Origin of the sequence: Novosphingobium pentaromativorans US6-1 (assembly GCF_000767465.1) — a bacterium.
Lineage (GTDB): Bacteria > Pseudomonadota > Alphaproteobacteria > Sphingomonadales > Sphingomonadaceae > Novosphingobium > Novosphingobium pentaromativorans.
The window spans coordinates 1565132-1589927 of record NZ_CP009291.1 but is presented as its reverse complement, the minus strand read 5'-3'; the positions used below and the strand labels follow the sequence as shown (position 1 = coordinate 1589927).

At 60.1% G+C, this 24796-nt stretch carries 18 protein-coding genes and 1 pseudogene; 15 read left to right on the top strand and 4 right to left on the bottom strand.

Going from position 1 to position 24796, the window contains the following annotated elements:
• Positions 1–15 precede the first annotated feature (15 nt).
• Positions 16–699 (top strand): annotated as a pseudogene (locus tag JI59_RS28180) (chromosome partitioning protein ParB); the annotation flags it as partial.
• A 175-nt stretch (positions 700–874) separates the two neighbouring features.
• On the opposite strand, the gene JI59_RS27605 reads toward JI59_RS28180, so the two are convergent.
• Together JI59_RS27605 and JI59_RS07285 are read right to left on the bottom strand one after the other, a co-directional pair.
• Positions 875–2584, bottom strand: coding sequence for a coiled-coil domain-containing protein (locus JI59_RS27605; RefSeq protein WP_238532542.1), 1710 nt, complete (start codon positions 2582–2584; stop codon positions 875–877).
• 47 nt (positions 2585–2631) lie between these two features.
• Positions 2632–3738 (bottom strand): dsDNA nuclease domain-containing protein, encoded by a 1107-nt coding sequence (locus JI59_RS07285; RefSeq protein WP_239000598.1) that lies wholly within the window; start codon positions 3736–3738, stop codon positions 2632–2634.
• Between the two features lie 217 nt (positions 3739–3955).
• Between JI59_RS07285 and JI59_RS07280 the strand changes: the two genes are divergently transcribed.
• From JI59_RS07280 to JI59_RS07260, 5 genes are all read left to right on the top strand, one after another.
• Positions 3956–4885, top strand: coding sequence for an ArdC family protein (locus JI59_RS07280; RefSeq protein ID WP_007013422.1), 930 nt, complete (start codon positions 3956–3958; stop codon positions 4883–4885).
• An 11-nt stretch (positions 4886–4896) separates the two neighbouring features.
• Positions 4897–5337, top strand: coding sequence for a hypothetical protein (locus tag JI59_RS07275; protein ID WP_007013423.1), 441 nt, complete (start codon positions 4897–4899; stop codon positions 5335–5337).
• Positions 5338–5556: 219 nt separating this feature from the next.
• A complete protein-coding gene (locus tag JI59_RS07270) occupies positions 5557–6492 on the top strand; it encodes a DUF2493 domain-containing protein (RefSeq protein ID WP_007013424.1) in 936 nt (311 codons plus the stop codon).
• Between the two features lie 70 nt (positions 6493–6562).
• Positions 6563–6832 carry a hypothetical protein gene (locus JI59_RS07265; RefSeq protein ID WP_038577202.1) on the top strand — a complete coding sequence of 90 codons (270 nt, stop codon included), beginning with the start codon at positions 6563–6565 and terminating at the stop codon, positions 6830–6832.
• A gap of 268 nt (positions 6833–7100) precedes the next feature.
• The gene (locus JI59_RS07260) at positions 7101–7499 is read left to right on the top strand and encodes a single-stranded DNA-binding protein (RefSeq protein ID WP_006832472.1); all 399 of its coding nucleotides are present in this window, start codon (positions 7101–7103) and stop codon (positions 7497–7499) included.
• Between the two features lie 67 nt (positions 7500–7566).
• Here JI59_RS07260 and JI59_RS07255 read toward each other — a convergent pair whose 3' ends face one another.
• Positions 7567–7893: a DUF6437 family protein gene (locus JI59_RS07255; RefSeq protein WP_239000597.1), complete on the bottom strand. Its 327-nt coding sequence runs from the start codon at positions 7891–7893 to the stop codon at positions 7567–7569.
• Between the two features lie 286 nt (positions 7894–8179).
• Here JI59_RS07255 and JI59_RS07250 point away from each other — a divergent pair, with 286 nt between their 5' ends.
• From JI59_RS07250 to JI59_RS07230, 5 genes are all read left to right on the top strand, one after another.
• Complete coding sequence (locus JI59_RS07250; RefSeq protein ID WP_007013427.1) at positions 8180–8401, top strand: hypothetical protein; 222 nt, start codon at positions 8180–8182, stop codon at positions 8399–8401.
• A 731-nt stretch (positions 8402–9132) separates the two neighbouring features.
• Entirely contained in the window at positions 9133–9465 is a 333-nt protein-coding gene (locus JI59_RS26130) for a hypothetical protein (protein ID WP_063511268.1), read from the top strand.
• Positions 9455–11767: a type IV secretion system DNA-binding domain-containing protein gene (locus JI59_RS07240; RefSeq protein ID WP_007013428.1), complete on the top strand. Its 2313-nt coding sequence runs from the start codon at positions 9455–9457 to the stop codon at positions 11765–11767. The genes JI59_RS26130 and JI59_RS07240 overlap by 11 nt, the downstream gene beginning before the upstream one ends.
• A gap of 59 nt (positions 11768–11826) precedes the next feature.
• A complete protein-coding gene (gene mobF, locus JI59_RS07235) occupies positions 11827–14751 on the top strand; it encodes a MobF family relaxase (protein ID WP_007013429.1) in 2925 nt (974 codons plus the stop codon).
• A 70-nt stretch (positions 14752–14821) separates the two neighbouring features.
• On the top strand, positions 14822–15730 hold the full coding sequence (locus tag JI59_RS07230) for an HNH endonuclease (protein ID WP_007013430.1): 909 nt from the start codon (positions 14822–14824) through the stop codon (positions 15728–15730).
• Between the two features lie 10 nt (positions 15731–15740).
• Here JI59_RS07230 and JI59_RS07225 read toward each other — a convergent pair whose 3' ends face one another.
• Entirely contained in the window at positions 15741–16376 is a 636-nt protein-coding gene (locus JI59_RS07225; RefSeq protein WP_006832465.1) for a S24 family peptidase, read from the bottom strand.
• 473 nt (positions 16377–16849) lie between these two features.
• Here JI59_RS07225 and zorA point away from each other — a divergent pair, with 473 nt between their 5' ends.
• The 4 genes from zorA to JI59_RS07205 are packed head-to-tail and all read left to right on the top strand — an operon-like array spanning position 16850 to position 24715.
• Positions 16850–18775 carry an anti-phage ZorAB system protein ZorA gene (gene zorA, locus JI59_RS07220; RefSeq protein WP_007013431.1) on the top strand — a complete coding sequence of 642 codons (1926 nt, stop codon included), beginning with the start codon at positions 16850–16852 and terminating at the stop codon, positions 18773–18775.
• Positions 18775–19503 (top strand): OmpA/MotB family protein, encoded by a 729-nt coding sequence (locus tag JI59_RS07215; RefSeq protein WP_006832463.1) that lies wholly within the window; start codon positions 18775–18777, stop codon positions 19501–19503. The genes zorA and JI59_RS07215 overlap by 1 nt, the downstream gene beginning before the upstream one ends.
• Complete coding sequence (locus tag JI59_RS07210; protein ID WP_174888135.1) at positions 19500–20906, top strand: EH signature domain-containing protein; 1407 nt, start codon at positions 19500–19502, stop codon at positions 20904–20906. The genes JI59_RS07215 and JI59_RS07210 overlap by 4 nt, the downstream gene beginning before the upstream one ends.
• Complete coding sequence (locus JI59_RS07205; protein ID WP_007013433.1) at positions 20900–24715, top strand: SNF2-related protein; 3816 nt, start codon at positions 20900–20902, stop codon at positions 24713–24715. The genes JI59_RS07210 and JI59_RS07205 overlap by 7 nt, the downstream gene beginning before the upstream one ends.
• The last annotated feature ends 81 nt before the right edge of the window (positions 24716–24796 follow it).

The following is a 24796-nucleotide window of genomic DNA, read 5'->3' as shown; positions in this document are numbered from 1 at the left end:
AACCCGCGGCAAGGTCCGGCATTGGCGCTCGACTTCATGGTCTTCACGCTTGCCGATGCCGATGGACATGACTGGCGCGCCAAGAAAGCGTCGACGCTGGTCGGCTCTGTCGCTTCCGGCCCGGTTACTGGGTTCGAGGCCAAGGATGCACCGGCGAGCGCTGCCCTAGCCGAATTCGCCGGGTCGCTCGATGAAAGCTGGCGCTCGGAAGAATGCGATGTCGATCGGTTTGCGAGATTCCGGGCACTGTCAGACGAGGCGCGCTCGGCCTGGCTTGGCCATGTCGTCTCTCGCACGCTTGTCGCCAGCCTTGCCTGCGAAGGCGAGCGCTCGGTGCCGATGCACGAGGCGCTCGGCGCACTGCTCGACATTGAGACCGCGCATTGGTGGCGTCCCACGGCGGCGAATTACTTTGACCGGGTGGCCAAGGCCCGCACGATCGAAGCACTCGACGCCGCCGGCGGTCCGGAACTGGTCAGTCGCTACGCTGCCTCCAAGAAGGCCGAACTGGCGAGCGCTGCCGAGCGCATCTTCTCCGGCAACTTCATCGGCGAGGCCGAGGTCAAGGAACTTGCGCAGGCTTGGGTTCCACCGATGATGCGTTTCGCCGGTTCCGAAGAAGGCGAATTGGCCGACCACGAAGGAGACGAGGCGGTCAACGCCGAAGAAACTGAAGAGATTGCCGAGCAGGCTGCCTGACCCCTCCTGACAGGTCCAGGTCACTCGGCGGGCGGTCCGTCCCTTTCGGGACGGGCCGCCTTTCCCATACAGCATATTGGGCCGGACGCCGACTCACGGGATTGGAGGACGACATCACTAAACCAGGCCCAAATCAGCTGCCTACGACACTGCCTTCGGAATCAGAAACCGAAGTCTAGATAAGCTCTCCCTGATCTTGGCCAAGCATCTTATTGATGAATGGTCGCATGTAAGTGTTGACGGTGTCGAACTCCTCACTGCGAAGCAATGACTCCTTCACCAGTGGGTTAATGACATGCCCGCCATATTCGGCGCCGTGTAGCGAGACCGTGCCAAGGACTAGCTGCATGTCGCGCGGTCTGTTCTTGAGAGCAAAGCCAATTATGGCGGCGGCGTTTGTATCGTCTTGGTCCTGCTGTAGCGGAGTATCTAGGATAATCGGGCACAGACAGGAGGTGGTGAATTCGCGAATCGTATGTAGCAGGGCGAAATGATAGGCTAGAATGGCTCTCGGGCCGTAGCTGCCGGTCTCATTTATCTTGGGCGAGACACTCTTCTTGGCAGCGGCTCCGAACGTCACGCCGAGCTCTACAGCGAAAGCACTGAGCTTCTTGGTGTAGAAGGCAACGATCTCAGCCTTGCGTTTGGCGCTGCTATGCGCCTTCATCGTTTTTAGGGCCTCATCCTCCCTAGCCTGCCATTTGATTATGCCTTCGTCGATCACGGCACGCTCTGCCGCGATCGTGGCGTCGACGACGCGTTCGCTCTCATCCTTGAGCATGTCGCGGAGCTTTACTTCGCCACGCCTCTCTTCCAGTAGCGCGTCGATTCGCTTTATCCGGTCGTCATACGAATGCAGCGATTGCATCTGGCGCGCGATATCGGCCTCAACTTCGACCAATGAGTGCCGCGCGCTTGCAAGGAACCCCCTGCACGCATCCGCGTCACTGATGAGGTTGAAGCGGTTCGCGAAATCGTTTTCGTGCACGGTATTGCAAGTAGGGCATATGACTTGTGCATCCGACAAGTTCTGGGTGAATTTCACATCCGCATCGAGCTCCGCCAAAGCAGTGCGAGCGATCTCAATTTCCTCCACAAGTACAGCCCGCCGAGATTGGAGTTCGGATATTTTGTGCTTCACGCCCTCATAGATGGTGCGAAGCTCATTCAGCTCCGCCAGCAATTGTTCGATCTGGCTCCCAAACAACTCCGGCGAGAAGGTTGTTGTCACCGGCGAACGCCCGTTTCGCAGTCGCACGGTCGCCCGGTCTAGTGCGCGCCGCTCGGCCTTGAGCTCGTTCTGCTCTCGCTGCGCATCCGCCCGCTGCGCCTGGGCGCTGTAATATTCCCTTGGACGAATCCCGGTGTGATATTCGAGGATGCTCTTCTTGAAATTGGGAATCATGGCGAGGCTCTTGAACGAGCTCCAGCTGTCATCCCAGCCCCGGTCCTGGTCCTGATAAAATGGAAGGAAGCAGAATTGCGGCGGCGGAACCACAAGATCGTTGGACTTGGTGGTCAACTGAATGGTGAAGTCGAGCAGTTCGGCAATCTTCGGACCGACCTCCTTCATTAGCGACGTTCCCGTCCAGATCAGATCATCTGCAGCATCGAACAAAGCGAACTGATTATCGAACCGAATGATCGAGTAGATTGCACCATCCACGGAGAATTCGAGCATCGTGGCGACAGATGCCTTGATCCATTTCTCGTTCACGACCGAGGCATCTGCCCCGAATGCGCCATAGATGGACTTGATGAGATGCGATTTCCCGGTGTCGTTCTCGCCGAACACCACCGTCGTGCATTCGTCAAACTTCTCCTGCCTCGCCTTCCCCTCGAGGCGAGAGAGTAGAAGAAGCCTTCGCAACTTCAAGTTTTTCATGAGATTTCTTTCTGAGGCTTCTAACTAATCGCTTGTACCGCTCGGCTTTAATGATGCGTGTATATTTCATATATTATCATCGCCTTCAGTCTTGAGGGACTAAATGGTGAAAGGTACTTCTTCCCGATCTCTTCTGCATGAAGGTAAAGCGTCTCGACCATGTCGACGAGACTAAGCGTTGCGTCATCTATGACGGTCGGCAGTGCTTCTGCGATCTTCATGCGGATGCGCTGGACAGCGCCGTCGGCCGAGTTCAGCGCGGCAGCACGATAAACCGCATATTCCTGGCTGATGCGAAGCTGGTCCGTGAAGGGATAGGTGAGGCTCGGCGCGATCGTTCCCCAATCCGGAGATCGGCTGTTGCTCTGGATGGCATCCAGCCATTCCTGAACATTGTCCTTGGTCAGCCCCTTTTCCTTGATAGCCAGCTGGAGGGAAGTAGTGTCACCAGAGAAATTTGCTTTCCTGCGGCATTCATCGGCGATCGCTTGGTAAACGGCCTCGGGACTGAACCAAACCGAACCGAGCTGCTCCGCGATGAAGGTCTGCAGCTTACCCTTTGTGTGGGAGACCACGTCTCCAAGGCTGAGATCGGTACGTTGAAATCCGAGCAGCCCGACCTGGGCCTCGGTAGCTCTCGGGTAAGCCTCCTGGATCGATGCGACGATCTTCTTGAAATGGCTAGGCTCGCATTCGTTCAGGCGAAAGGAAGTTTTGCCGGCGTTGAATCCGCAAAGCTGGTTTGAAACGAAATCGGCAGAAAGGACCGCGTCCGGAAACTTATCGACATTATCGAACATCTTGTCGATGAACGAAGGCTTTTCCTTAGTGCCTCCTTTGGTCTTCAACTTCTCCCGTTTAAGAAGCGCAGTAAGAGTCCAACCGCCGTTGGTGGCCTTGGATTTGACTTGGTAGAAACGAACATTTGTGGGATTGCTTGCGCTATCGAGCAATGCAATATCGTCGTGAAACTCGAAGACGATCGCATAGTCGTCATTGGTCCCATGCTGCTGGAACAGCAGCGCCAATCCCCACATTGTTTGAAAATCGTACCGGCCTCCGGTCGCTCCCCTCTCACGCGGGGGCTTGCTGACCAGATCTGTTGCTAAACTCATGCCGCCTCCCAGAGGCGATTTGATGGCCTGAAATTCCACATTTTTCAATCTTCAATAAGTCAAACTCGAAATGGCAGGCCAAGGAAAACGATAGGCTTCGCAGAGGCATAATCTGACGTCGGATTTCAGTTTCGTTGTCGAGTCCACTGATTGGCGACTTACGGGGCACATAACCGTCGTGTTTCTAAGGAGAGAGGAGGGAGCTTTTAATTTCCTGAACCGGGACATGTCTGTCCCGGCCATCAGGAGACCTCCCATGACCAAGTCCCGCCGCACTGCATCGACTTCGCCAGCCCAGCGCATCACTGCCGCAATTATCGAGAAGCTCGAGCAAGGCACAAAGCCCTGGGTCAAGCCGTGGCGCGGTGTGCCAGTCTCGCGGCCGTTACGTTCCTGCGGGACACCATATCGCGGCATGAACACCTTCTGGCTTTGGATGGTGGCCGACGGCTGTGGCTACGCCTCGCCCTACTGGATGACCTATCGCCAGTGCCAGGTGCTCGGCGGACAGGTCCGCAAGGGTGAGAAATCGACCATCGCGATCTTCTACAAGAGCTACATCAAGGAGGTCGAGAACGCCGAAGGCGAAGCAGACACCGAGAACCGGCGCGTGCTCAAGGCCTATGCCGTGTTCAACGCGGATCAGTGCGATGGCCTCCCTGCATTCTACCATCCCAAGCCGCTGGTTGCCGCGCTTGAGCCCCAAGGACGCGAAGACCGACTTGATGCCTTCTTCGCCGATATCGGCGCAGACCTGCGCCACCATGGTGCGCAGGCCTACTATGAGCCGCTGCGGGACCGGGTCACCATGCCGCCAGCCGAACTCTTCGAAGCCTACGACCACTACTATGCGACGCTCGCACACGAGCTGTCGCACTGGACGGGTCATTCTTCTCGGCTCGACCGCGATCTCAAGAACCGTTTCGGCAGCGATGCTTATGCTGCCGAAGAACTGATCGCCGAGCTGTCCTCGGCCATCCTCGGCGCTGAGCTGGGTCTTCCGGTCACCCACCTCGACCATCACGCCAGCTACATCGCGTCCTGGCTCAAGATCCTCAAATCTGACGAGCGCGCGATCCTGACCGCTGCGGCCAAGGCCGAAGAAGCGGCCAGCCTGTTGCTTGACCTTGGAGGTCACCAATCCTGCGAAAGCGAGGACGATATCGACCTTGCTGACGCGGCCTGAGGAGCAGTGAGATGGGACGTTCCGTCAGCTATCCGATCGGCTCCGTGGTTGCCTTTCGCCTGCTCGATGACGGCGAAGACGCAGATGTCGACTGGGCCTACGAGTGCCTCGTCGATGAGATCATCGATACCGCGAAGGCGGCCTTTCCTTCCTTCGAGCGCTTCGATGGATGGCGCGGCCGCGAGAACCGCATCCTCCTGCGAAACGGCTTCGCCGATTGCGGCATATCGACCTATTGCGGGCTCGCCGCGATCTGGCTCGCCGAGCGCGACGATTCCCAGTACTGGGAGGCGGATTTCTACATCCCAAGAACGGCAAGGGCACGGCACTGGCTCGCCCAGGTGTCAGGAAGGTTCATCGACCTGTTCGGCGAGCTGCGCATGGTCGGTCGGTTCTCGAATGGCGAAGCGATCTTCGAGCGCTCCCGATCCGCTTGCGCCATCGGTTCCTGATCTTGCCTCATCCCTGCCCGCCGGGAGAGGCCCCTGGGCCGGTCGGGGCGCGTCGCAACCTGCGGCCCGTCGGCCCGTGTTGCCCGCGCCAGCCTAGGGCCGCAGGTTTCCCGCTACGCGGTGCGTCTCGCCCCTTTTCCCGGCCCTGATCGGGCTCCGGCGGACAGGGCCGAGGCAACGGTGCCTCCTCTCCTTGTCCCACCGATCAGGAGACACCCCATGTACGACAGCTTCATCGACCAGCTGAGCGGCCTTGACCTTTCAGGCCTCAGCATCAGGCCGGCCCCATTTAACGAAACCGACTTTCCCTGCGAGGACGCGATCGAGCAGACGCTTGGCGCCGTATGGTCCGACCTCTTCGCGATGTTTTCCGACACGGCCCTGGAAGCTGATGCCGAGGACATTGCCTGGGGCGTGGTCAATCTCTTCCACCGCGCAGCCAGCCGCAAGTCGGCTCAACTTGATCGGGCCAGCGACGAGATCCGGGTCCTCCTCGCATCTGCCGATGGATCCGAGGTACATTCGAGCAATCTGGAAGAGCAGGTCGAGCGCGCGCAGGCCGCCGAGGCCAGCATGCTGGCCTTCGAGCAGATGCGCGAGACTGCCGCAGCACTTTACCGTGACGAGACCGGTTCCTCGTGGAAGCCTGTTTCTGGCTCGCGTACGAGCCATTCGCGCCACCTTACTTCGGCTGTGATCGATGCCCGCGATTTCCTCCGCGCACGCGCCGAGAACCGTCGTCATGCCCTCATCCCGGAGGGAACTCCAATCGTCTTCGCCGGTGGTCGCCAGAGCTTCGAGAGCGCTGAGGACGCGCGCACCTATGCGGACAACATCTGGGCGACGCTGGACAAGGTTCGCGATGTGGTTCCCGATCTCTTCCTGGTCCATGGTGGTGACGGCAAGGGTGCCGATCGCCTCGCCGCGAGCTGGGCCGAGCGCCGCGAAGTCCAGCAGCTGACCTATTCGCTCGATCGTCGACTTGGTGCCCGCGCCGGGTTCAAGCGCAACGAGCAGATGCTTTCGCTCAATCCGCGTTACGTCGTCGCCTTTCCGGGCAATGGCGTCACCGAACGACTGGTGATCGATGCCAAGACGCGCCGGATCACCGTGGTTGATCGTCGCGGCCCCTTGGGCACCTCTCCCGGGTCCTGAGGGGGCCTTTACAGTCTGCAACTGCATTGCCCGGATGTGCATTCGGCGCAGACCCGACTATGGACCGGTCATGCAACTTGACGATCTGCTGCAGCGCTACTTTGCCACCACCGACCTCTCCGGGGTTGCCCCCGACACGTTGTCTGCTGGCATCGAGCATTGCCGGGTCGATCTCGGCCTTGAGGAGGACTGGGGCAAGCGCTTTGCACTGTGGTCGTTCCTGCACATGTTCGGGTCCGCCCCCGATCTCGACGTGACGTTCGAGAACGAGGAAGACCGGGAAGCGGCCCGCAACTTCATGGATCTCCTGGCGGCATCGGAGGGCGATGGAGCAGGCTGATTGCAGCGGGGTCCTGGCACCTTCAGACCCGCACCCGATACCCATCCGGCCCTCTTCGCGAACAGTCCTGAATCAGGTCAGCTGAGGACAGCAACCCGTTCCTTTCCGGCCGTGTGGTCGCGCTTCGCGCGCCTGCCCGCACCACCCGTCATGAACAGGTTTCCCTTGGAGCTTCGCTCCCGCGGTGCAGTCCTCCCATGCCCTGCTTCTTCTGGATGTTCGCAAGCCGGAGATGGTCTCCGGTTTGAGGAACCGAAGGACTTACACCATGACCAATATCGCAATCCTCACCGGCCGCATCGCTCGCGATCCGGAAACCCGCGAGACCAAGGGCGGCACCAATGTCACCGGGATCACCGTCGTCACCGATCGCCCCGCACGCGACAAGGACGGCAAGACTTACAAGGACGAGAACGGCTACACCGCCAAGGAAAGCGAGTTCCACCGGGTGACCTGCTTCAATGGCCTCGCCAAGACCGTCGGCCAGTACTGCTCCAAGGGCCAGTTGGTCAGCGTGCAGGGCCGCATCCACTACACCCAGTGGGAGGACAAGGACGGTGTCACGCGCTACGGCACCGAGATCCTCGCGGACAAGGTCGATTTTCTCTCCCGCGGCAACGGGTCGAGCGACGACAACGACAACACCGACGCTCCCGATATCGACTGACATCGATCCCGATCGTCCCCCTTACGAAGAGGCTCTGCCGCAAGCGGCAGGGCCTCTTCTTCTTTGGTTACTGGGTTCCCGGCGCTGCATTCGAGGCACGGGTTGCACCGCGCCCAGTCAGTTTCTCGATCGCGGCATCCTCGCCGAGTTTCCCGAGTTCTTCAGCAACCTTCCTCAGGCCCTTCCTTGAGAAGCTTTCGAGGCCGCTTCCCAGGATGATTTCTCCGAGTTCTCTGGCCGCTTGTACTTCGAGCTCGCGCTGTTTGGCGTCGAGCGCCTCGCGGTCTGCTTCGAGCTTTTGCAGGGCTGCAATAGCGCTCCTGTTTCGGGGCATGTTACTTGTCCTTTTGTCCCCCTCGGGTCTGCTCCCCGGTTGTCTCCATGCCTGCGTCATCGGGGTGTAGGAAATGCAATTCGCACGCAGCAGGCGTTCGATATTGGGGCGGAGGTAGTGGGTTCTTGCTCACGGTTCTCCCAGCATGATGGCCTTGCGCCTCCCGCCTCAAGGACGGCGGGTCCCCACCATTTTGCCCGCCACCGGATTGCATCCGGCAGCGAACAAAATCGTTACCCCCACCGCCGCTATCGCGGTCGCCCATTCGGGCGATCCCTGACCCGGGATGCACAAGACCATCGCGCGCACCTCCTGTCGTCTCACGACAGAAATCAGGAGGATTATCATGGCTTATTCGATGCATTGCGCCCTTCCGTCCCGGAGCTATTTCGATGCTCTGGAAACAGCCGAGAAGAGAGCGCTGCACAGCTTCTTCGATCAGCACGTTATCGAGGATGACGAACTCGGGTACTTTGCCCTCGACGAGGGTGACTACAACATATTGCCAGTGCATCTCGCAGCGCGGGTGGTCCACACGGTCCACGGCGGCATGCTCGACGAGTTTTGAGACTACCGACAGGGCAGGAACCGGGAACGGTTCCTGCCCTTTTTTCTTGTTCGCCGGGTAGTCCAATCAAGCACAAAAACCCGGTTCGGTCGGTTGCTCTGACGGCCGCCCACCGCACTGCGGCGGCACCCGATAAGTGGAGCGGGGCTGTGGACGCACTCTGTCCCGCGCATCTTGCGATGCGCTCCTGAGGGTGCGGCGTAATTTGTTCTTGGGCCCCGCGCGCACTTGCGAACCGGCAACGGGTCGGGCGGCGGGAAGCTTGGGCACGCGACAGGTCCCGCTTGCCTTGCTTCCCACGCGCCCTTGGCCGCTGCCTCTTTCGCAGGTGCTGTCTTCGGCTGGAGGCGTCCAACTGCTTTCTATCTGCATGCTGTGAGCTGCCAGGCTTGGTTGCTCGCGCTCCAACATGGAGATCGGGAAAAGTCGTCCTTGATCAATCCCCCTCATTGCCTGGACCACCTCGCGCACTTGGGAACAAAGGAGCACACCCTACCCCGCGATTTCGGGATTTATCCTTCTGTTATTGCTAAAGAATGTGGTTTTGGGCGAAATCAACCCGTCTGCGAGTAGAGCGGCTTTGCGCTGAGCCGCTGACAACGCACATCCATCTATCACTCTGAAATATCGTCTGAATCTTTCGATTGACTACGAGTTGTTCACGATTTATTCTCATCGTCACCTTCCGCAAGGTGAGCCAGGTTCCGTCGGCCCGACAAGGAACCTGTTTCATGACCCGACAAGATCGGCTTCAGACATTCGTATCTCTCTCCGTAGGTAACTGGGTTCGCCAGTGTGCCGCGGACCATGGCGTTAGTGTCAGCGTCTTTATTCGTGACCTCATTGTCGCCGCGTGGCAGCGCGATAACGAAGCGAAGGACCGCCCCGCAGGGCTCGATCCCGCGCGCCAGGCTATCTTCATTTCCGTGGCGCTCGATGCGCTTCTGGCCAGCCATTCTGATGCGAGTTTGCGCGACCGTACTCACGAGGCCTACCGGCGACGCCTCGAGCGTCTTGGCCTCCCCGTCAACGCGAACATGGGAGGCCATTCCCATGAAGCATAATCTCCTGAACTTCACCCGCGGGAGCCAGCTGCTCGGCCACTTCGGTTTCATGTTTGCAGCCGGCCTGAAGGGCCCTTTGATTGTCACCGGTCTGGTTGCCGTCGGCACCTGCTACTGGGAAGTGCGGTCGGCTCTGAGTGATCACCAGATCTACCTGGTCTGGATGCACATCTACGCCAGTCTCTATGCCTTCATGGAGTTCGATCCTGCCAAGCTGGTCAACCTTGAATTGCTTGACGGCGAAAGGGTTGGCCTCCCGTTTGGCATCGTTCGCGAGTTCCCGCCGATGCGCGAGGCGGTCGAGGCGTTTCATACGGCAGTGAAGCAGGGATTGCTGGTCTCAGCGGTACTGCTGATCCCGGCCTTCGTGTTCTTCTGGTGGTTCGCCGAGCGCTTTGGCGGGCGGTCGAAGGCGCGCAAGCACGAGCGCGGTGCAATGCTTGTTTCGCTCGACGAACTCGAAGAAGAAATCGAGCGTCACAACAAGGCATTCCGGTCCGAGGAATTGGGACGCAAGTTCGGCTGGAAGTGGCGGCTTGCGAGCTCGTCGGCGCTCGCCGAAGCGGGCCACTACCAACCCGCACATCTCGCCGGCGTAAGCTGGCCGTGGCGGCTCGAGCAGAGCCACGCCATGCTCATCGGTACGACCGGAACCGGCAAGACCGTGGCGCTCACCGAACTAGTTGCCGAAGCGCGTGAACGCGGCCAGCGCGCGGTCATTTTCGACCTGACAGGGGCCTTTATCGAAGCCTTCTATGATCCCGCGCGCGACATCATTCTCAATCCTGTCGATGTGCGGTGTCCGCTGTGGAGCGTGTTCAACGACTGCACGACGGAAGCTGAGTTTCATGCCGCTGCCGAAGCGCTCGTGCCCCATGACGGGGGTGGTTCCGAACAGTTCTGGGTGCTCGCGGCGCGCATGCTGTTCGTTGAGATGTGTCTCCATCTTGCCCGTACCGGCACGGCGACCAATGAGGCCTTGGCGCGGCGGCTGATGACCGCTGACCTGTCCGAAGTGCATAAGCTGATGCGCGGTACCATGGCCGATCCGTTGACCGCTCCGGAAGCGGCCCGCATGGCGGAATCGATCCGCGCTGTGTTCAATGCGAATGCGAAAGTGCTCAAGCTCTTGCCCTCATCCGGACGGCGCTTTTCGGTCCGCGACTGGGTCAAAGGCGACTGCCAGGCGGGCTCGATCCTGTTCCTCTCTGCCCGCTATGTCGACATGAGCATCTCCTCGCAGTTGCTCACGCTATGGCTCGACACGGCGATGAATACGCTGATGACGCTCGAGCGCACGCAGGACCTGCGGATGTGGTTTCTGATCGACGAACTAGGCGCCCTTCACCGACTACCGGCGCTTGAAAAGGGGCTGCAAACCGCGCGCAATTTTGGCGGTGCGATCGTCACCGGGGTGCATGCGTTTGCCAAGCTCAAGGAAGTCTACGGCGAGAACATGGCCATGACACTTTCCTCGCTTGCGCGCACCAAGCTCATCCTGGCGACAGCCGATCGCGAAACGGCGACCTGGTGCTCCGATTTCATCGGCCACCGGCAGGTGCGCGACATGGAAGAAGGCTACAGCTACGGGTACAATAATGCGCGCGACGCAGTCAGCCTGACTCCCCGGCGGCAGATCGAGCCGTTGCTCCTGCCCGACCAGTTCATGAACCTTCCGCGTTTGTCGGCCTACATCAAGTTTCCCGACGGATTCCCCGCTGCGCCGGTATCGCTCATTCCGCGCACGCGTGGCCGTATTGCCGAGGGATTCATCGCCCGCGAGAAACCCCTCGTAAAGCCTGGCCAGGGTCCTGCGGCAACGACGCTCCAAGCAAAACCGGGTTCGAAACCGAATGACGAGCATCCCGCTTCGAACGATGACGGTGCTGGAAAGCCCATTGATACAAAGCAGCTCAAACTCGACCTGGAGGGGCAGCGCCGTGTCGCCGATGAACCGCAAGATCGACAGGAGCCTGTGCCGCTTGAAAAGCTGAACGCAGGGCGCGCTGCTGGTGATCTTGGTGCCGAAACCCGCTCCGATGCTCATCGGGATGCGGGGCCATCGCTACCTCTCGCCGCTGTGCAAACCGGCGAGGATGCACCAGCAGTGGGCGCGGAAAAGCATCCGTCCGAACCAGGGGCCGCTGGCGATGAGGCAGGTGGAAAGGGCGGTTCGGCGCCACGAGGCCGTGCGGCGGATAACGGGCGCCAGCCTCTCACACCGGTCGAAAAAGACCTGCGTGAAGGTGCGGTCGCAGATCCTCCGGAGAAGGATTTCGGCGAGTTCGAACCCGACATGTGAAAGGCAAATAGGGAGGGATTACCCGGCCGCGAGGGGAGCCGTGACGAGGACCAGGCAGAATGCTTTCCGTCGCCAATGTGCGCTCCCCTTCCGCCGCCGCGAGCTATTTCGCGGCAGACAATTACTACACCGGCGCCGATGCCGATCGTTCCGGAACCTGGGTCGGGAAGGGAGCGGAACGTCTTGGTCTTGAGGGGCGCGTAAACGCCGAGCAGTTTGATGCCTTGCTGCGGGGAGAACTTCCCGGTGGTATCCAGGTCGGCAATGCGGGCCAAGCCCACAGGCCGGGAACAGACCTCACATTCTCACTGCCGAAAAGCTGGTCGTTGCTTGCGCTGGTGGGCGGCGACCAGCGGATAATCGATGCCTATCGCGAGGCCGTCATCGAGACCTTGCGCTGGGCAGAAAAGAACGCGGCGCAGACCCGGATGGGCAGTCAGGCTGGCTACGGGAAGGTCGCGACAGATAACCTGACGATTGGTCTTTTCCAGCACGACACCAACCGCAACCAGGAGCCAAACCTGCATTTTCATGCGGTCGTGGCAAATGTCACGCAAGGCAGCGACGGGAAGTGGCGCGCGCTTCGCAACGACAAGCTTTGGTCGTTCAACACCCTGCTCAACTCGATGACGATGGCGCGCTTTCGTCTGGCGGTCGAGAAAATGGGCTACGAAGCAGGGCCGGTTGGAAAGCATGGCAACTTCGAAGCAGCAGGCATTGCCCGCGAGCAGGTCATGGCCTTTTCAACGCGTCGCGAAGAAGTCCTCGACGCGGTACGTCAGCTGGGCGAGAACACCCCGAAAACCCGCGACATCGCCGTGCTCGATACAAGGAAAAGCAAGGCGCCCGTCAGGGACCGGGAAAGCCTTCTCGATGGGTGGCGGCAGAAAGCCCAGGAAGTCGGCATTGACCTTGCCGGTCTCATTGATGCGTCGCAGATGCGGGCTGCAACAAACGACATTCCCAGCTCGAAAGAAGGGAGCCTCCTCCAGCGCGGGATTACGAAGCTGAGAGAGTTCGCGCAGCGGATCAAAGCCGATCCAGCTGATCCGCTGATCCCTGCTCATGTTCTCAAGCAGGATGCACCGACCATCGCGGCCGCACAGGCCGTGGCCTCTGCGGTGCGCCATCTCTCGCAGCGCGAGGCAGCCTTTCCCCGTGAGGGATTGCTGAAGGCGGCGCTCGATTTTGGGCTGCCGACAACGGTGGACCACGTCGAAACCCGTGTGAACGCGCTCGTCAGAAGCGGCGCACTCGAGTCCGGCAAAGGCGAACACAAAGGCTGGTTGGCGAGCCGGGAGGCGCTTGACCTTGAAAGCACCATTCTCGCGAATGTCGACCAGGGACGAGGTGCGGTATCGCCCATCCTGGATCGATCGGACGCCGCAGAACGGGTTCAGGCTGTTGCCGCGCTCAACCACGGAATTTCGCTCAACGAAGGGCAGGAGAATGCGGCGAGCCTTGTCCTTTCGTCGCGTGACAGGATCGTAGCGATCCAGGGCATAGCCGGGGCGGGCAAAAGCAGCGTGATGAAGCCGGTCGCCCAGCTGCTCCGCGAGGAAGGCAAGCAGGTGCTGGGGCTCGCCGTGCAGAACACGCTCGTCCAGATGCTCGAGCGCGACACCGGCATCCGTTCGATGACCCTCGCCCGCTTTCTCGTCCAATGGGGCAGGCTTCTACACGAGCCGGGAAATGCCTCCCTGCTTGGCGAGGCTCGGAGCGCGCTCGCAGACCATGTCCTGGTGCTCGACGAGGCGTCGATGGTGTCGAACGACGATAAGGCCAAGTTGGTACGGCTGGCGAACCTTGCCGAAGTCCACCGCCTTGTTCTCGTCGGCGACAAGCGACAGCTAGGCGCCGTCGATGCCGGTAAGCCCTTCGACCTCGTCCAGCAGGCCGGGATCGAGCGCGCCAACATGGATGTGAATTTGCGCGGCCGCGATCCCGTCCTGCGGCGAGCCCAGGCCGCCGCGCAGGAGGGACGCATCGACGATGCGCTCCAGGCTCTTGCGCCTTCAACCATCGAGGCTCGCGGGGACAGTGCGATTGTTGCTGCCGAAAAGTGGCTTTCGCTCAGTCCGGCGGATCGGGATCGGACATCGATCTACGCGTCGGGACGGGCCTTACGGTCTTCGGTCAACGAGGCTGTTCAGCGCGGACTCAAGGCAAACGGCGAGCTTGGCCCACGATCGGGCCGCCTGACCGCTCATTCGCGAGTGAATGTGACACACGAGGAGCTGCGCTATCTTCGCACATATCAGTCGGGCATGGTCCTCAACTTTCGCTCGCGCGACAGCACGCAGAAGCTCTCCAAGGGCGACTACACCGTCAAAACCATCGACCAAGCGCGCAAGCAGCTCGTGCTTGAGGACCGGAAGGGGCGGGTTCGCAAGTTCAATCCCGCGCGATTGCGGCCGGGCGCAGACGATAGCCGGCTGTCGCTCTTCGAACGCAAATCGCTGTCCATCGTTGAGGGTGACAAGATCCGTTGGACCGACAACGACCACAAGCGCGGGCTTTTCAACGCCGACCAGGCCAGGATCGTGGCCATCGACACAAAGGGCGTCTTGGTGGAGACGTCAGCGGGCAAGGAGCTCCGCCTGAGCCGCGGCGACCCCATGCTCAAACACATGGACCTCGCCTATGCCCTCAATGCGCATATGGCGCAGGGACTGACCTCTGATCGCGGGATCGCGGTGATGGACAGCCGCGAACGCAATCTCGCCAATCGGCAGACCTTCCTGGTCACGGTCACCCGCCTTCGCGACGGCCTTACGCTGATTGCAGATAATGCCGAGAAACTTGGCCGGGCCATCAAGTCCAACAGCGGCGAGAAAGCGTCAGCCCTCGAAGTAACGCAAAGGCTCAAGGCGGCAGCTGCCAAGGGCCTTTCGCATGACAAGGATGTCGGCAGCGCTTCGCCTGCAAGTGACAAACCCGAACTCACCAAGGAAAGGGTAAAGCCTTTCGAAATTGGCATTTGATCACCGACAGCCTGGACGATTTCCGCGTTACCAGGCACGATGTCTGTTCGAGAGGTGCGGAGCGTTGCCGGTGAAGGGTGTTTTCGAGATCAGCGGCAACTCGCGCTACGACGACCTCATTACCGAGCGATATCATTTCCCCTCGCAATATCTTCCTCAAGCCCGCCAGCTTGAAAACGACTGGATCCTTTACCGCGAGACCCGCGTATCAGGCGGCCGGATGGCCTACATCGCGACTGCTTTCGTTGAGCGGATCGATCCCGATGAGGCCGATCCAACCCATTACTATGCGCGCGTTAGGGACTATCTACCCTTCGATGATGCGGTCTCCTACCGCGACAAGGACGGACGCTTTGCCGAACGCTTCCTTCGCGACATGGCCCGTCCTAGCGATGCCGGAAGGACGCTGCGCGGAAAATCGGTGCGCACGCTCGATGGCGATGATTTCGTCGCCATCGTCAATCAGGGCCTTAGCGAAACGCTCGACCCGGACAACCGGATCAGGCTCGAGCTCGACGAGCGGTACATCGACGATGCGACCGCCGCGCTGCTGGCCGATGATTTTGGCGAACGCCGGATCGAGCAGATCCTGGTGAACAAGAAGATCCGGGCCGCCAGTTTCCGCAATCAGGTTCTCGACGCTTATGACAGTACCTGCGCCGTCACGGGATTGCGGATCATCAATGGTGGCGGGAAAGCCGAGGCACAGGCGGCACATATCTGGTCCGTCGCCGATGGCGGGCCCGACGTCGTACCCAACGGCGTGGCACTTTCAGCTACGGCCCATTGGCTGTTCGACCGGCATCTTATCACGTTCGACGACAACCTGTGCCTGCTCGTATCGCACAATAAGGTGCCGTCCGACCTGTTGAAGCTCTTCCCGCCTTCAGGACAGAAGATCAGGCTTCCGGTCGATCCGAGGGATCACCCCCGTCCGGACTTCGTTGCCAAGCATCGCGCGCGTTTTGCGGGGTTCTGATCCGGTAGGATCAGACAGCGCGTCCGAACCAGATGACACGGCCGACCACCTGGATCTCAGACCGGTCGACATCGTCCCAGCTAGGATAGGCCGAATTATCGCTGCTGATGGTGATTTTGCGGCCACCAGGCTTGAGCGTCACGCGCTTGACCACCAGCGCGTCGTCGGCGCGCAAGACGTAGATACCGTCGCGTAGCCGCGAGCCCTGGTCTGACGCATCGACCAGCACCTCGTCGCCATCGCTGAGTGTCGGCTCCATGGAATCGCCCAGGACGTGGATGATCGAGAGACTGGCGCTCTTTGCCCGGGTCAGCCGGGCAAGCCAGCGTTCGTCGAAACCGAAGCGGGTATGGGCAGTCTCGCTTTCGGCAATCGCTCCGAAGCCTGCCGACGCATCGACATTGAGCACGGGTATTTCGATCAACCCATCACGCATGGGCGCGGGCGGTCCACCCAACACTTGCTCATCGACCCCGAAGAAGCTGGCAAGCGTGCGCCGGTCATCGTCATCTAGCTTGCGCGGCGATCCACGCTTGATGAATTGCTGAATATAGGACGAGTTTCGTCCGATCATCCGCGAGATCGAGGAATATCCGAGCCGTCGCTGCTGGATCAGGCGATCAAGCTCCTCTCTGACATGTTCCATCGTGTCGTTCCTTCTGACGGTCTGAGGAGAGAAGGAAATCTCCTAGACTCGATGGAACCTTCCTACTAAGAACAAAACAGGAACACAAGTGCTGAGTGAGTCGAGGAAGGCCATGAAATTGCTGGATCGCATTGAGCGTCATTTGAAGGAATCGCACATGTCGGCGACACGGTTCGGTCGTCGGGCGGTTGGCGATCCGCGCTTCGTGCTTGACCTACGAGCTGGTCGCAGGCCGCGTAGAAGGACTATCGAGAAGGTGGAGTACTACCTGAAAACAAGAAATCCGCTTCAATAGTTCTTCGAAATTCACGAAATTCTCATGGGTTTGTCGCAACCTGCCTTGGCGCGAGCTCTGCGGTCCGATACCGTCTGGCTCATTCAGGGTTTCTCCGTCCGGTTGCATTTCGCAAGCTTGGCCTGCTTCCGCACCGGTTCGCAGGAGCCCGTTACCTTTACGGGCTTCTGGGGGCTGCATGGAAATTACCGAATGGCTTGGCCATGGGCTGATCTACTTCTTCACGGAAATCCCGCTCATCGGCGATGCGATGGCGGCATTTCTGGCGATCGTGCTGATCGGAACAGCATTTGCAATCGCGTACCGTTACAAGCGGCAATATCATGCCCCTCTTGCTGATGCGATCGACGCCCGCGTTTGCCTGCTCGACGAGATAACCGGCGGCAGCACCGCCGATGTCGATCAGGCGCGCCTCGAGTTCGCGCGCCGCTTCAATGATATCGACGCCCAGATGATGGAGGCGAATGACGCTGAGGCGCTTCCCCTTCGCAGAACCTGGGAGGAATACCGTGAAACGATCGTCGATCCCTCGGCCGATGTTCTCCAGAACTCCGCTCGTCCCGAACACTTCTTCGTCAATCTTGGCGACCGTCATCGCGGGCTGAACTGGTTTGCGAATATTTTTATCGCCATCGGCCTGTTGATCACCTTCCTGGGCATCATCGCAGCTCTCTCGACACTCGACTTCAGCGGCGGTGTCGATGCGATGCAGGAGCGGCTCAATGATCTCATGAAGGTAGCGGGAGCGAAGTTCTGGGCCTCTGTGGGGGGCATCGTGGCTTCCATCGTCCTTCGATCCTATGACTACCGCTTCGGCAAGCGCATCAATGATGGGCTGTCCATGCTGTGTGACAAACTCGAGCATGGAATGGCCTATCTGCCGCCGCAACGGATCGCGAGCGATCAGCTGGCACAGCTCAAAGAGCAGACTCCGGCACTCCGCACCTTTTCCGAACAGCTTGCTGCCGCCCTCGACGGGGCCTTGGAAAAGCAGATGGCGCCCATGATCACGCATCTGGGGTCGATCCAGCAAGGCATCGACAAGATCAGCGGTGGCGGGGGTGAAGCCGTCCGCGACGCGATCGCTTCAAGTGCCGGTGCAGAGATGGCGGGCCTCGCAGATGCCATTGGCGCAATGACCGTCTCGATGGCCACGATGTCCGAACGTATCGAAAAACAGACCGGCGAAGCTGACCGCCAGATCGAGGAAGCTGTCAGGCGCTTTGGCCAGGCTTCGGAAGAAATGCGGTCAGCATTTGGCGAGCTCAACCGCAATTTCGGCGTCGTAGCGGACCGCATGCGCGAAGAAAACGAGCAGGCAAGCGAGCTTGCCAGACAGCGGATGGACGAGTTGTTGAGCAATCTTGGCAATACGCTCGACGATATGAAATCCGGACTCGCCTCGGCGGCCAGTCAGATGGGTGAAGCCTCGGCACGCGCGGCGAATGACGCGGCCCGGATCGGCCAGGAGGCAATGGAAAAGTCATTTTCCGAGTTCGTTGAACGGTTCAACCAGACAGGCGGCCCGCTGGTAGGCAGCATGAAAGACGCGGGCGATGCCATTTCCACGTCTGCGGACCGTCTCTCGACCGCACAAAGTGCTATCGGAGATCACGCGCGAGCGATCGAGCAAGTCGCCGCTCGCTCGAGCGATCTGGCGACGGCGTTCGGAACGGTGGCCAACGACGTTGAGGCGGCAACCGCGCCTGTACGCCAGTCGGCAGTCTCGATAGCCGAAGCAGTCAAATCGGTTGAGACCATCGTTTCCCGAAATGCGCAGTCATCCGAGAGCGCTCGCGACGAAATGCGCCAGCTTGCGGCAGCGCTAAGCGAGACCGCGAGTGCGGCCTCCTCCGCATGGTCGGAATATCGTGCTCGCTTCGAAGATGTGGACCGCGCTCTTGGTGACGCAATCGAGAAGATCTCGGATGCTGCCGGCAACCATGCGTCGAACCTCAACGAACGGGTCGGCCAGATCGACAAGGCTCTGGGCGATGGTGTGGCGCAGCTCGCCGGCGCACTCGAACCGCTCACGACCCTGCGGGATACCGTCGAGGAACTTGCCGGCATCCTTGCAAACCAGAACAGGGAAGCCGCTGAATAATGGAAGGCGTGGTTCGCCGGAAGCCGCCTGAGGAGGGCGAAAGCTATTTCATGTCCATGACGGACATGATGGTCGGCCTGCTTCTTATTTTCATCATCCTGTTAGCCTACTTTGCCCTTAATCTGCAGACCAAGACCGAAGAGCTGACCGGCGCAAACAGGACCCGCGCCGAGATCCTCAACGATCTGCAGCAGTCCTTGAAAGACCGAGGGCTCCAGGTAGAAATCGACACAAAGACCGGAGTTCTGAGGCTCCCCGACGATGTCCTGTTCGACAAAGGCCAATGGGAACTGACGGAGAGGGGGCAGGCCGCCATCAGCAAAGTTGCCAGCGCCATGGTTGAGGTCCTGCCGTGTTATACCGCCTCCGATCTTTGCGAAGGCGAACGCTCGCCGCATTTGATCGATGCTGTCTTTGTCGAGGGGCACACGGACTCCGACGTCATGTCTGGTGGCATGAACAACTATGGACTTTCGGTGCGCCGGGCAGAGACGACCTTCACCATGCTCCAGCGCAACCAACCGGCCCTGCGCGGTTTTCTCAATAGACCGGCGGGAGAAGACGGCTCGGCACCGATCCTAAGTCTGAGCGGCTACGGTCCCGACCGTCCCGTCGATCGTGGAGACTCCGAAGAAGCCAAGAAGCGTAATCGTCGGATCGACTTGCGCTTCCTGATGACGACGCCAAGCGCCGGCCTCGACCGCGATATTTTGAGGCAGGAGCAATGAGTTCGCTGCGGTCTGCAATCGCGAGAATGGAGGCCCTGGCATCGGCTGGACTGGCTAAACCTCCGACGACACAGCCTGAGTTGCAGCGACAATTGGCAAAGCTCGATGCATGTGTGGGCGAAGCAGAGCCCGTCATTGAGCTTAAGCCATTCCTGCGAGGAGCGGCCGATACCGGCGCAAACGGGTTACCGCGGTTTCAGCTCAACAGGGTCCTGCGCGGCGCATGGTGCGACCCGGAGTTCGATGAGCTGGGCGTGGCGGCGCTCGAACGGGCCGATGTCGATCATCGGCGCAGTTCCGACCAGGCCGTGATCGATGGCTACCTTACCTATTTCCCGACAGGCCGCTCGATCATGCCAATGCTAGCAGAAGCTGCATCCCGCGCTGCCGTTCGGCATGACTGGGCATGGCGCGAGCGCGGCGCACGGTGGGATCTGTTCAAGCCGCAGATGGGACCAGCCAAAGTGGCGCGCGATTTTGTTACGCGCGATGCAGACGGCATTTCCCATTTGATGCGCGAGACAGGTCTTGGCGCAAACCTTGCGGCGAGCGGGTTTGGTCAGGCAACTTTCGCCGAGACCTGCAAGGCAACCGCACAGCTTCAGCCTGCAGAAGCAGTCGGCCCGCAGCGCAGTATCCTGCGTATGTTTGATACAGAAGCGCAGGCGGGTCAGTTGGAACTGGTTGTCCGCGCCCTGCTAGAACCCTGGATCAGGACCAAACCCGAACCCGAGCATCGAAAGGCAATTTCCGAGTTTCTGCTCGATCAGGTGGGTGATCCGCGTCTCCAGCGTACCCGGTGGGACAGGATCGTACGATCGCTCGCCGAGTCGATCGGTGAAGAGCGTGCGTGCGAGGTCACTCAGGTGTTCAAGCGCTGGCTTACCGAAGTCGCCATGCGCGAGTTCTTCCGCGCCATCGCGAAGACCACGGATCGGCCTGATCAGTGGAAGCAACGCGAAGCGTTTTGGATTGCATACCTTGATGAAGGATTGGTCACCGACGCATGGCCCGCGCTGGGATCACGCGCGAAACATCAAATCGATTCTCTTATTCGCCAGAGTGGCGAACGACCAGAATACGGTCAAATTCGAGGAGGTCCCTCCCAGTCTTCATCCATCATCATGCAGATAGGCGATCTGCGCATATCGGAATGGAGCGATAACGGATCCTGCCGCTTCTGGAGTGACACCGATCCCGGAGCTCCGAAACTCTACGCAAAAGTCTACGACGGCGGGAAGCTGCGGACCACCAGCGGACGGTCGGATTTCGAGTATGAGTCCCATGTCCCAGCGAGTCCTGGTTGGGAAGGCAAGTTCGCCGGTATCATCCATCGCCGGACATCAATCGCGCATCCCCGTTTCGGGCGAGGCCGGGGCCGCAACTGGAATGATCGATGGTAACGACCAAGTTCATTGCCACACAGATCGAGGGCGGCGGTGAGACGATTGCGCTTCTCCGCGAACAGCCAGGTGGGCTCTTCCGGCGAGCATCAAGCGGAATTGTGCCGGTCTCGGAGTGGCCCAGAGCAGCCCCTGAAGCTGGTCAGGCCGCTCTGGCGCTGGCCCGAGCTCTCGATGATGATGGTCAGATCAGCGAGGAGGCGGAAGGCATAGTCCTTCCACCGCAGATCGTTGCCCGGCTCGATGAGGCCGACGCATTCGCCCTCGGCCTTCCTCCGGCTACATCCATAACCCTTCAGCTCAACTCGGGAGGTTCGCTCGCTGAAGGAACAATCAAAGTCGATACGAAATGGGTCCGCCGCGGTGGTCTGCCGGTTCGAGCCGACATCGCTGGCGCGCGTCTGCGAGAGGGCGGGCGTGTGGGACGAATTCCCGAGCCGATCTATTCGGCCTTCCAGGCCGCACTTGCAGTCAATGCGGCTGATGATCCCGATCAGCGCCGTGCTGCCTTTGCCGAGCTACGTTCGACGCTCGGAGATGACATCGGCACCGGCATCGAGGCGGATGGCTTTCTCGAGCGTGTCCGGATTGCCTATGCCGCCAATTTTTCACTCAACGCAAAGACCGATCATGGACGTTTCGACTTCGACCCCGTCCTCTTCTCGAGAAACGTAAGCGAGAGCGCTGAGGGTGACCTGGTCGACGAAGAAGAAGCGTCGCTGCTTACCCCGCAGGACAATCAGCATTTTCAGCGCAGGTTCCGGGGTCAGGACGGCGGGCGGCGAAGCTATCTGCTTTCCGACGGAACGCTCCTTTTTCTTGACCCGATGCTGGGCAAGGCCCTCGACATCGTGCGCGCAAAGCAGGTGGGCACCTCACAGGAAAAGCGCGAATTCCTGCGTTCGCCGCAACGTATCCTGCGTGAGGAGCTCAAGCTTGACGCGGCAGGCGATGACGAGGCAGCTGATCGTCTCTTCATCGAGACACAGCAGTTTTCCGAGCGGGTCAGCGGGATCGAGGTCTGGCAAAAGCCGGTTTTGCCCTGGATCAAACCCAAGCCGAACAGCTGGCTGCCCGAAGGGTTTGGATTGCGGATCGGGGATCCGCCCGACGCGCGTCATGTCGAGTTGGCTCCAGGTGAAGCTGAAACGATCGCAAGCGAAGTCGAGACAGCGATTGATGCAGGCAAGGAAACGATCGCCTGGCGCGACGAAAGCATCCCCGCGACGCCTGCAACCCTGCAGGCTGCGCGAGCAATTGCAGACCTTGAACGTGAGATCGCTGATGAGGTCGAGGGACGCGCCTCGGACAGAACCGAACGCGAGAGCGTCGATATCTTCTTCCTTCAGGTCGGAGAGAATTTCGAGCAGCTGGACTATGCGCGGCTGCCTCGTCCCGACGCCGAAGTGCAGGATTTCGATGTTCCCGAGCTCCCCAAGGGACTGAGATCGGAACCCAAGCCTCACCAGGTGCAGGCGTTCGCATGGTTTGCCGAGGCCTGGGAGCGCCGCATGCCGGGCGTCTTGCTCGCCGACGATATGGGGCTCGGAAAGACCTTCCAGGCGCTCATGTTCCTGCTGTGGCTGCGCAGCAAAACGCCTCACCCGAAGCCCGTCTTGATTGTCGCGCCCACAGGTCTTCTGAGGAATTGGCAAGACGAGCTTTCGCAGCACATCGAGGCAGAGCTCATGGGGCCTGTTGTCGAGGCGTTCGGCGCCAACCTGCGCAATTTCCGTCTCGAGGCTGGGAGCGACATTCGCGGGGGAACCTCGCGTCTCGACGTGTCCGAATGGAATGACGCCGGGATCGTCCTGACGACCTACGAAACAATGCGCGATTATCACATGAGCTTCGCGCGCATTCCGTTCGCTGCAATCGTCTACGATGAAATACAGAAGCTCAAGAATCCTGCCAGCCAGATGACCCGCGCCGCAAAGGCGCTGAACGGCACAATCCAGATCGCTATGACGGGCACACCGGTCGAGAACCGGTTGCAGGACCTGTGGTCGATTGCCGATACGGTCTATCCAGGTTTTCTTGGCTCGAGCCGGGAATTCGAAAGCAGCTTCCCTGCGAACGATCTCGAGCGCCTTGGCGATCTCCAGCACCGTCTGATCGAGCGTGACAAAGAACTTCCGCCTTTCATGCTGCGCCGGATGAAGGACGAAATCCTGACCGGGTTGCCGGAGAAGAAGGCCCGCAAATATCCGGTCGAGATGCCAACCGCGCAAGCGCAGGCCTACGACCTCGTGCTGGCCAGAGCGCGAGCGCTACGGGAAAGTGGCGAACAGGGTGCGATGCTCAAAGTGCTGCATATGCTGCGCGGTACATCGCTCCACCCGTCACCGCCGCGCGGAATTTCGAACATCGACGAGTACATCGGGCAATCTGCACGGCTGAAGAAGACCTTCGAAATCCTTGAGGAGGTCAGGCAGCGCGGCGAAAAGGCCCTGCTATTCTGCGAAGATCTCGAGATGCAGGCCTTCCTCGCGATGGCAATTCAGGAGCGCTTCGCGCTCGAGCGCCGCCCGATGTGCATCAGCGGGAAGGTTGCGGGCCATAAGCGCCAGGAGATGGTCACTGCCTTTCAGAGTTCGCCAGCCTCATTCGACGTTCTCATCCTGTCTCCCAAGGCTGGGGGCGTGGGACTCACGATCACCGCTGCAAACAATGTGATCCATCTGTCCCGCTGGTGGAATCCGGCCGTTGAAGATCAGGCGACGGACCGCGCCTACCGGATCGGTCAGACCAGGCCGGTGACCATTCACATCCCGATGGCTGTCCATCCGGACGAAGCAATCGGACCTTCAAGCTTCGACCAGCGTCTCGACGCCCTCATGGAGCGCAAGCGTTCGCTGAGCCGGGGTCTCCTCATGCCGCCGGAGAGCGATCGCGATGTAGAAGACCTGCTTTCCGATGTGCTCGACGGGCGCCCTGCAGAGAACCGTGATCGAAGTAGTGCGTATGCCGCCGCAGGGCAGGCGCCAATGGACCTTCAAGACACTGATTACAGCGCGAGTATTCGACATTCGGAACCGCCTGCCCCGCCAGTCGCGCAGCCGGAAATCGAAGAGCCGACGGGAGACGAGGAGAGTGCTCGCTCCCGCGGACCCGCGAGCGACAACACAGCGAGTTCCGCAAACCTTGATCCGGCTGCGGAGCACGCGGCAGAACCAGGATTAGAAGAAGCGGCGCGCTCGCAGTCTCACTTTGATCCTGGTGAGACAGCATCGAGCAATGCCGAGCGCAAAAACCGGCGCCCCATTCTCTCCGTGCGTACTCCCGTCGAGGCGGCAGAAGCGCGCGTTCCTTTCGTTCAGCGGGTCGTGTTTGAACAATATGGACAACGCGACTGGACAATTTTCGAGCAGTACGCACGCGACGCGCGAGTAGAACGGCTCGAAATCCAGGACCCCTATTGTTGCGCTGACGAGCAGGCTCGCGGGCGCCTCATCAATTTCATCGGTCGCTTTGAACAGCTCGCTTCGGAAATCGCGGCCGTGCAAATCGTGACATTCGACGCCGATTCCGTGCAGACTCGTGACCCTGAAAGTACGCGTGACCAGCGCCAGGACCTTGAAGATCGGTGGAACCGTATGCTGGCCTCGGTTCCCCTCCACCTCGCACAGAAGTCACGGCGGTCGGGCGGCGACCTGCACGATCGTTTCGTGAGGGCTAAACTGGAGAATGGCGATACCGTCATCTGGGATCTTGGACGGGGTATCGACGGTGTCATGAACGCGCGCTGGTCTTGCGTTGTGAATGCATTTTACGAGGGCTCGATTTCGACCTCTCGGGCAATGCACTGAAAAACCTGACCTTCATCATTGATTATGAAGTAACGTTCAGAGATGTTGAGGTAAGTGAGGGTGTTGTCTGGCATCCATGAT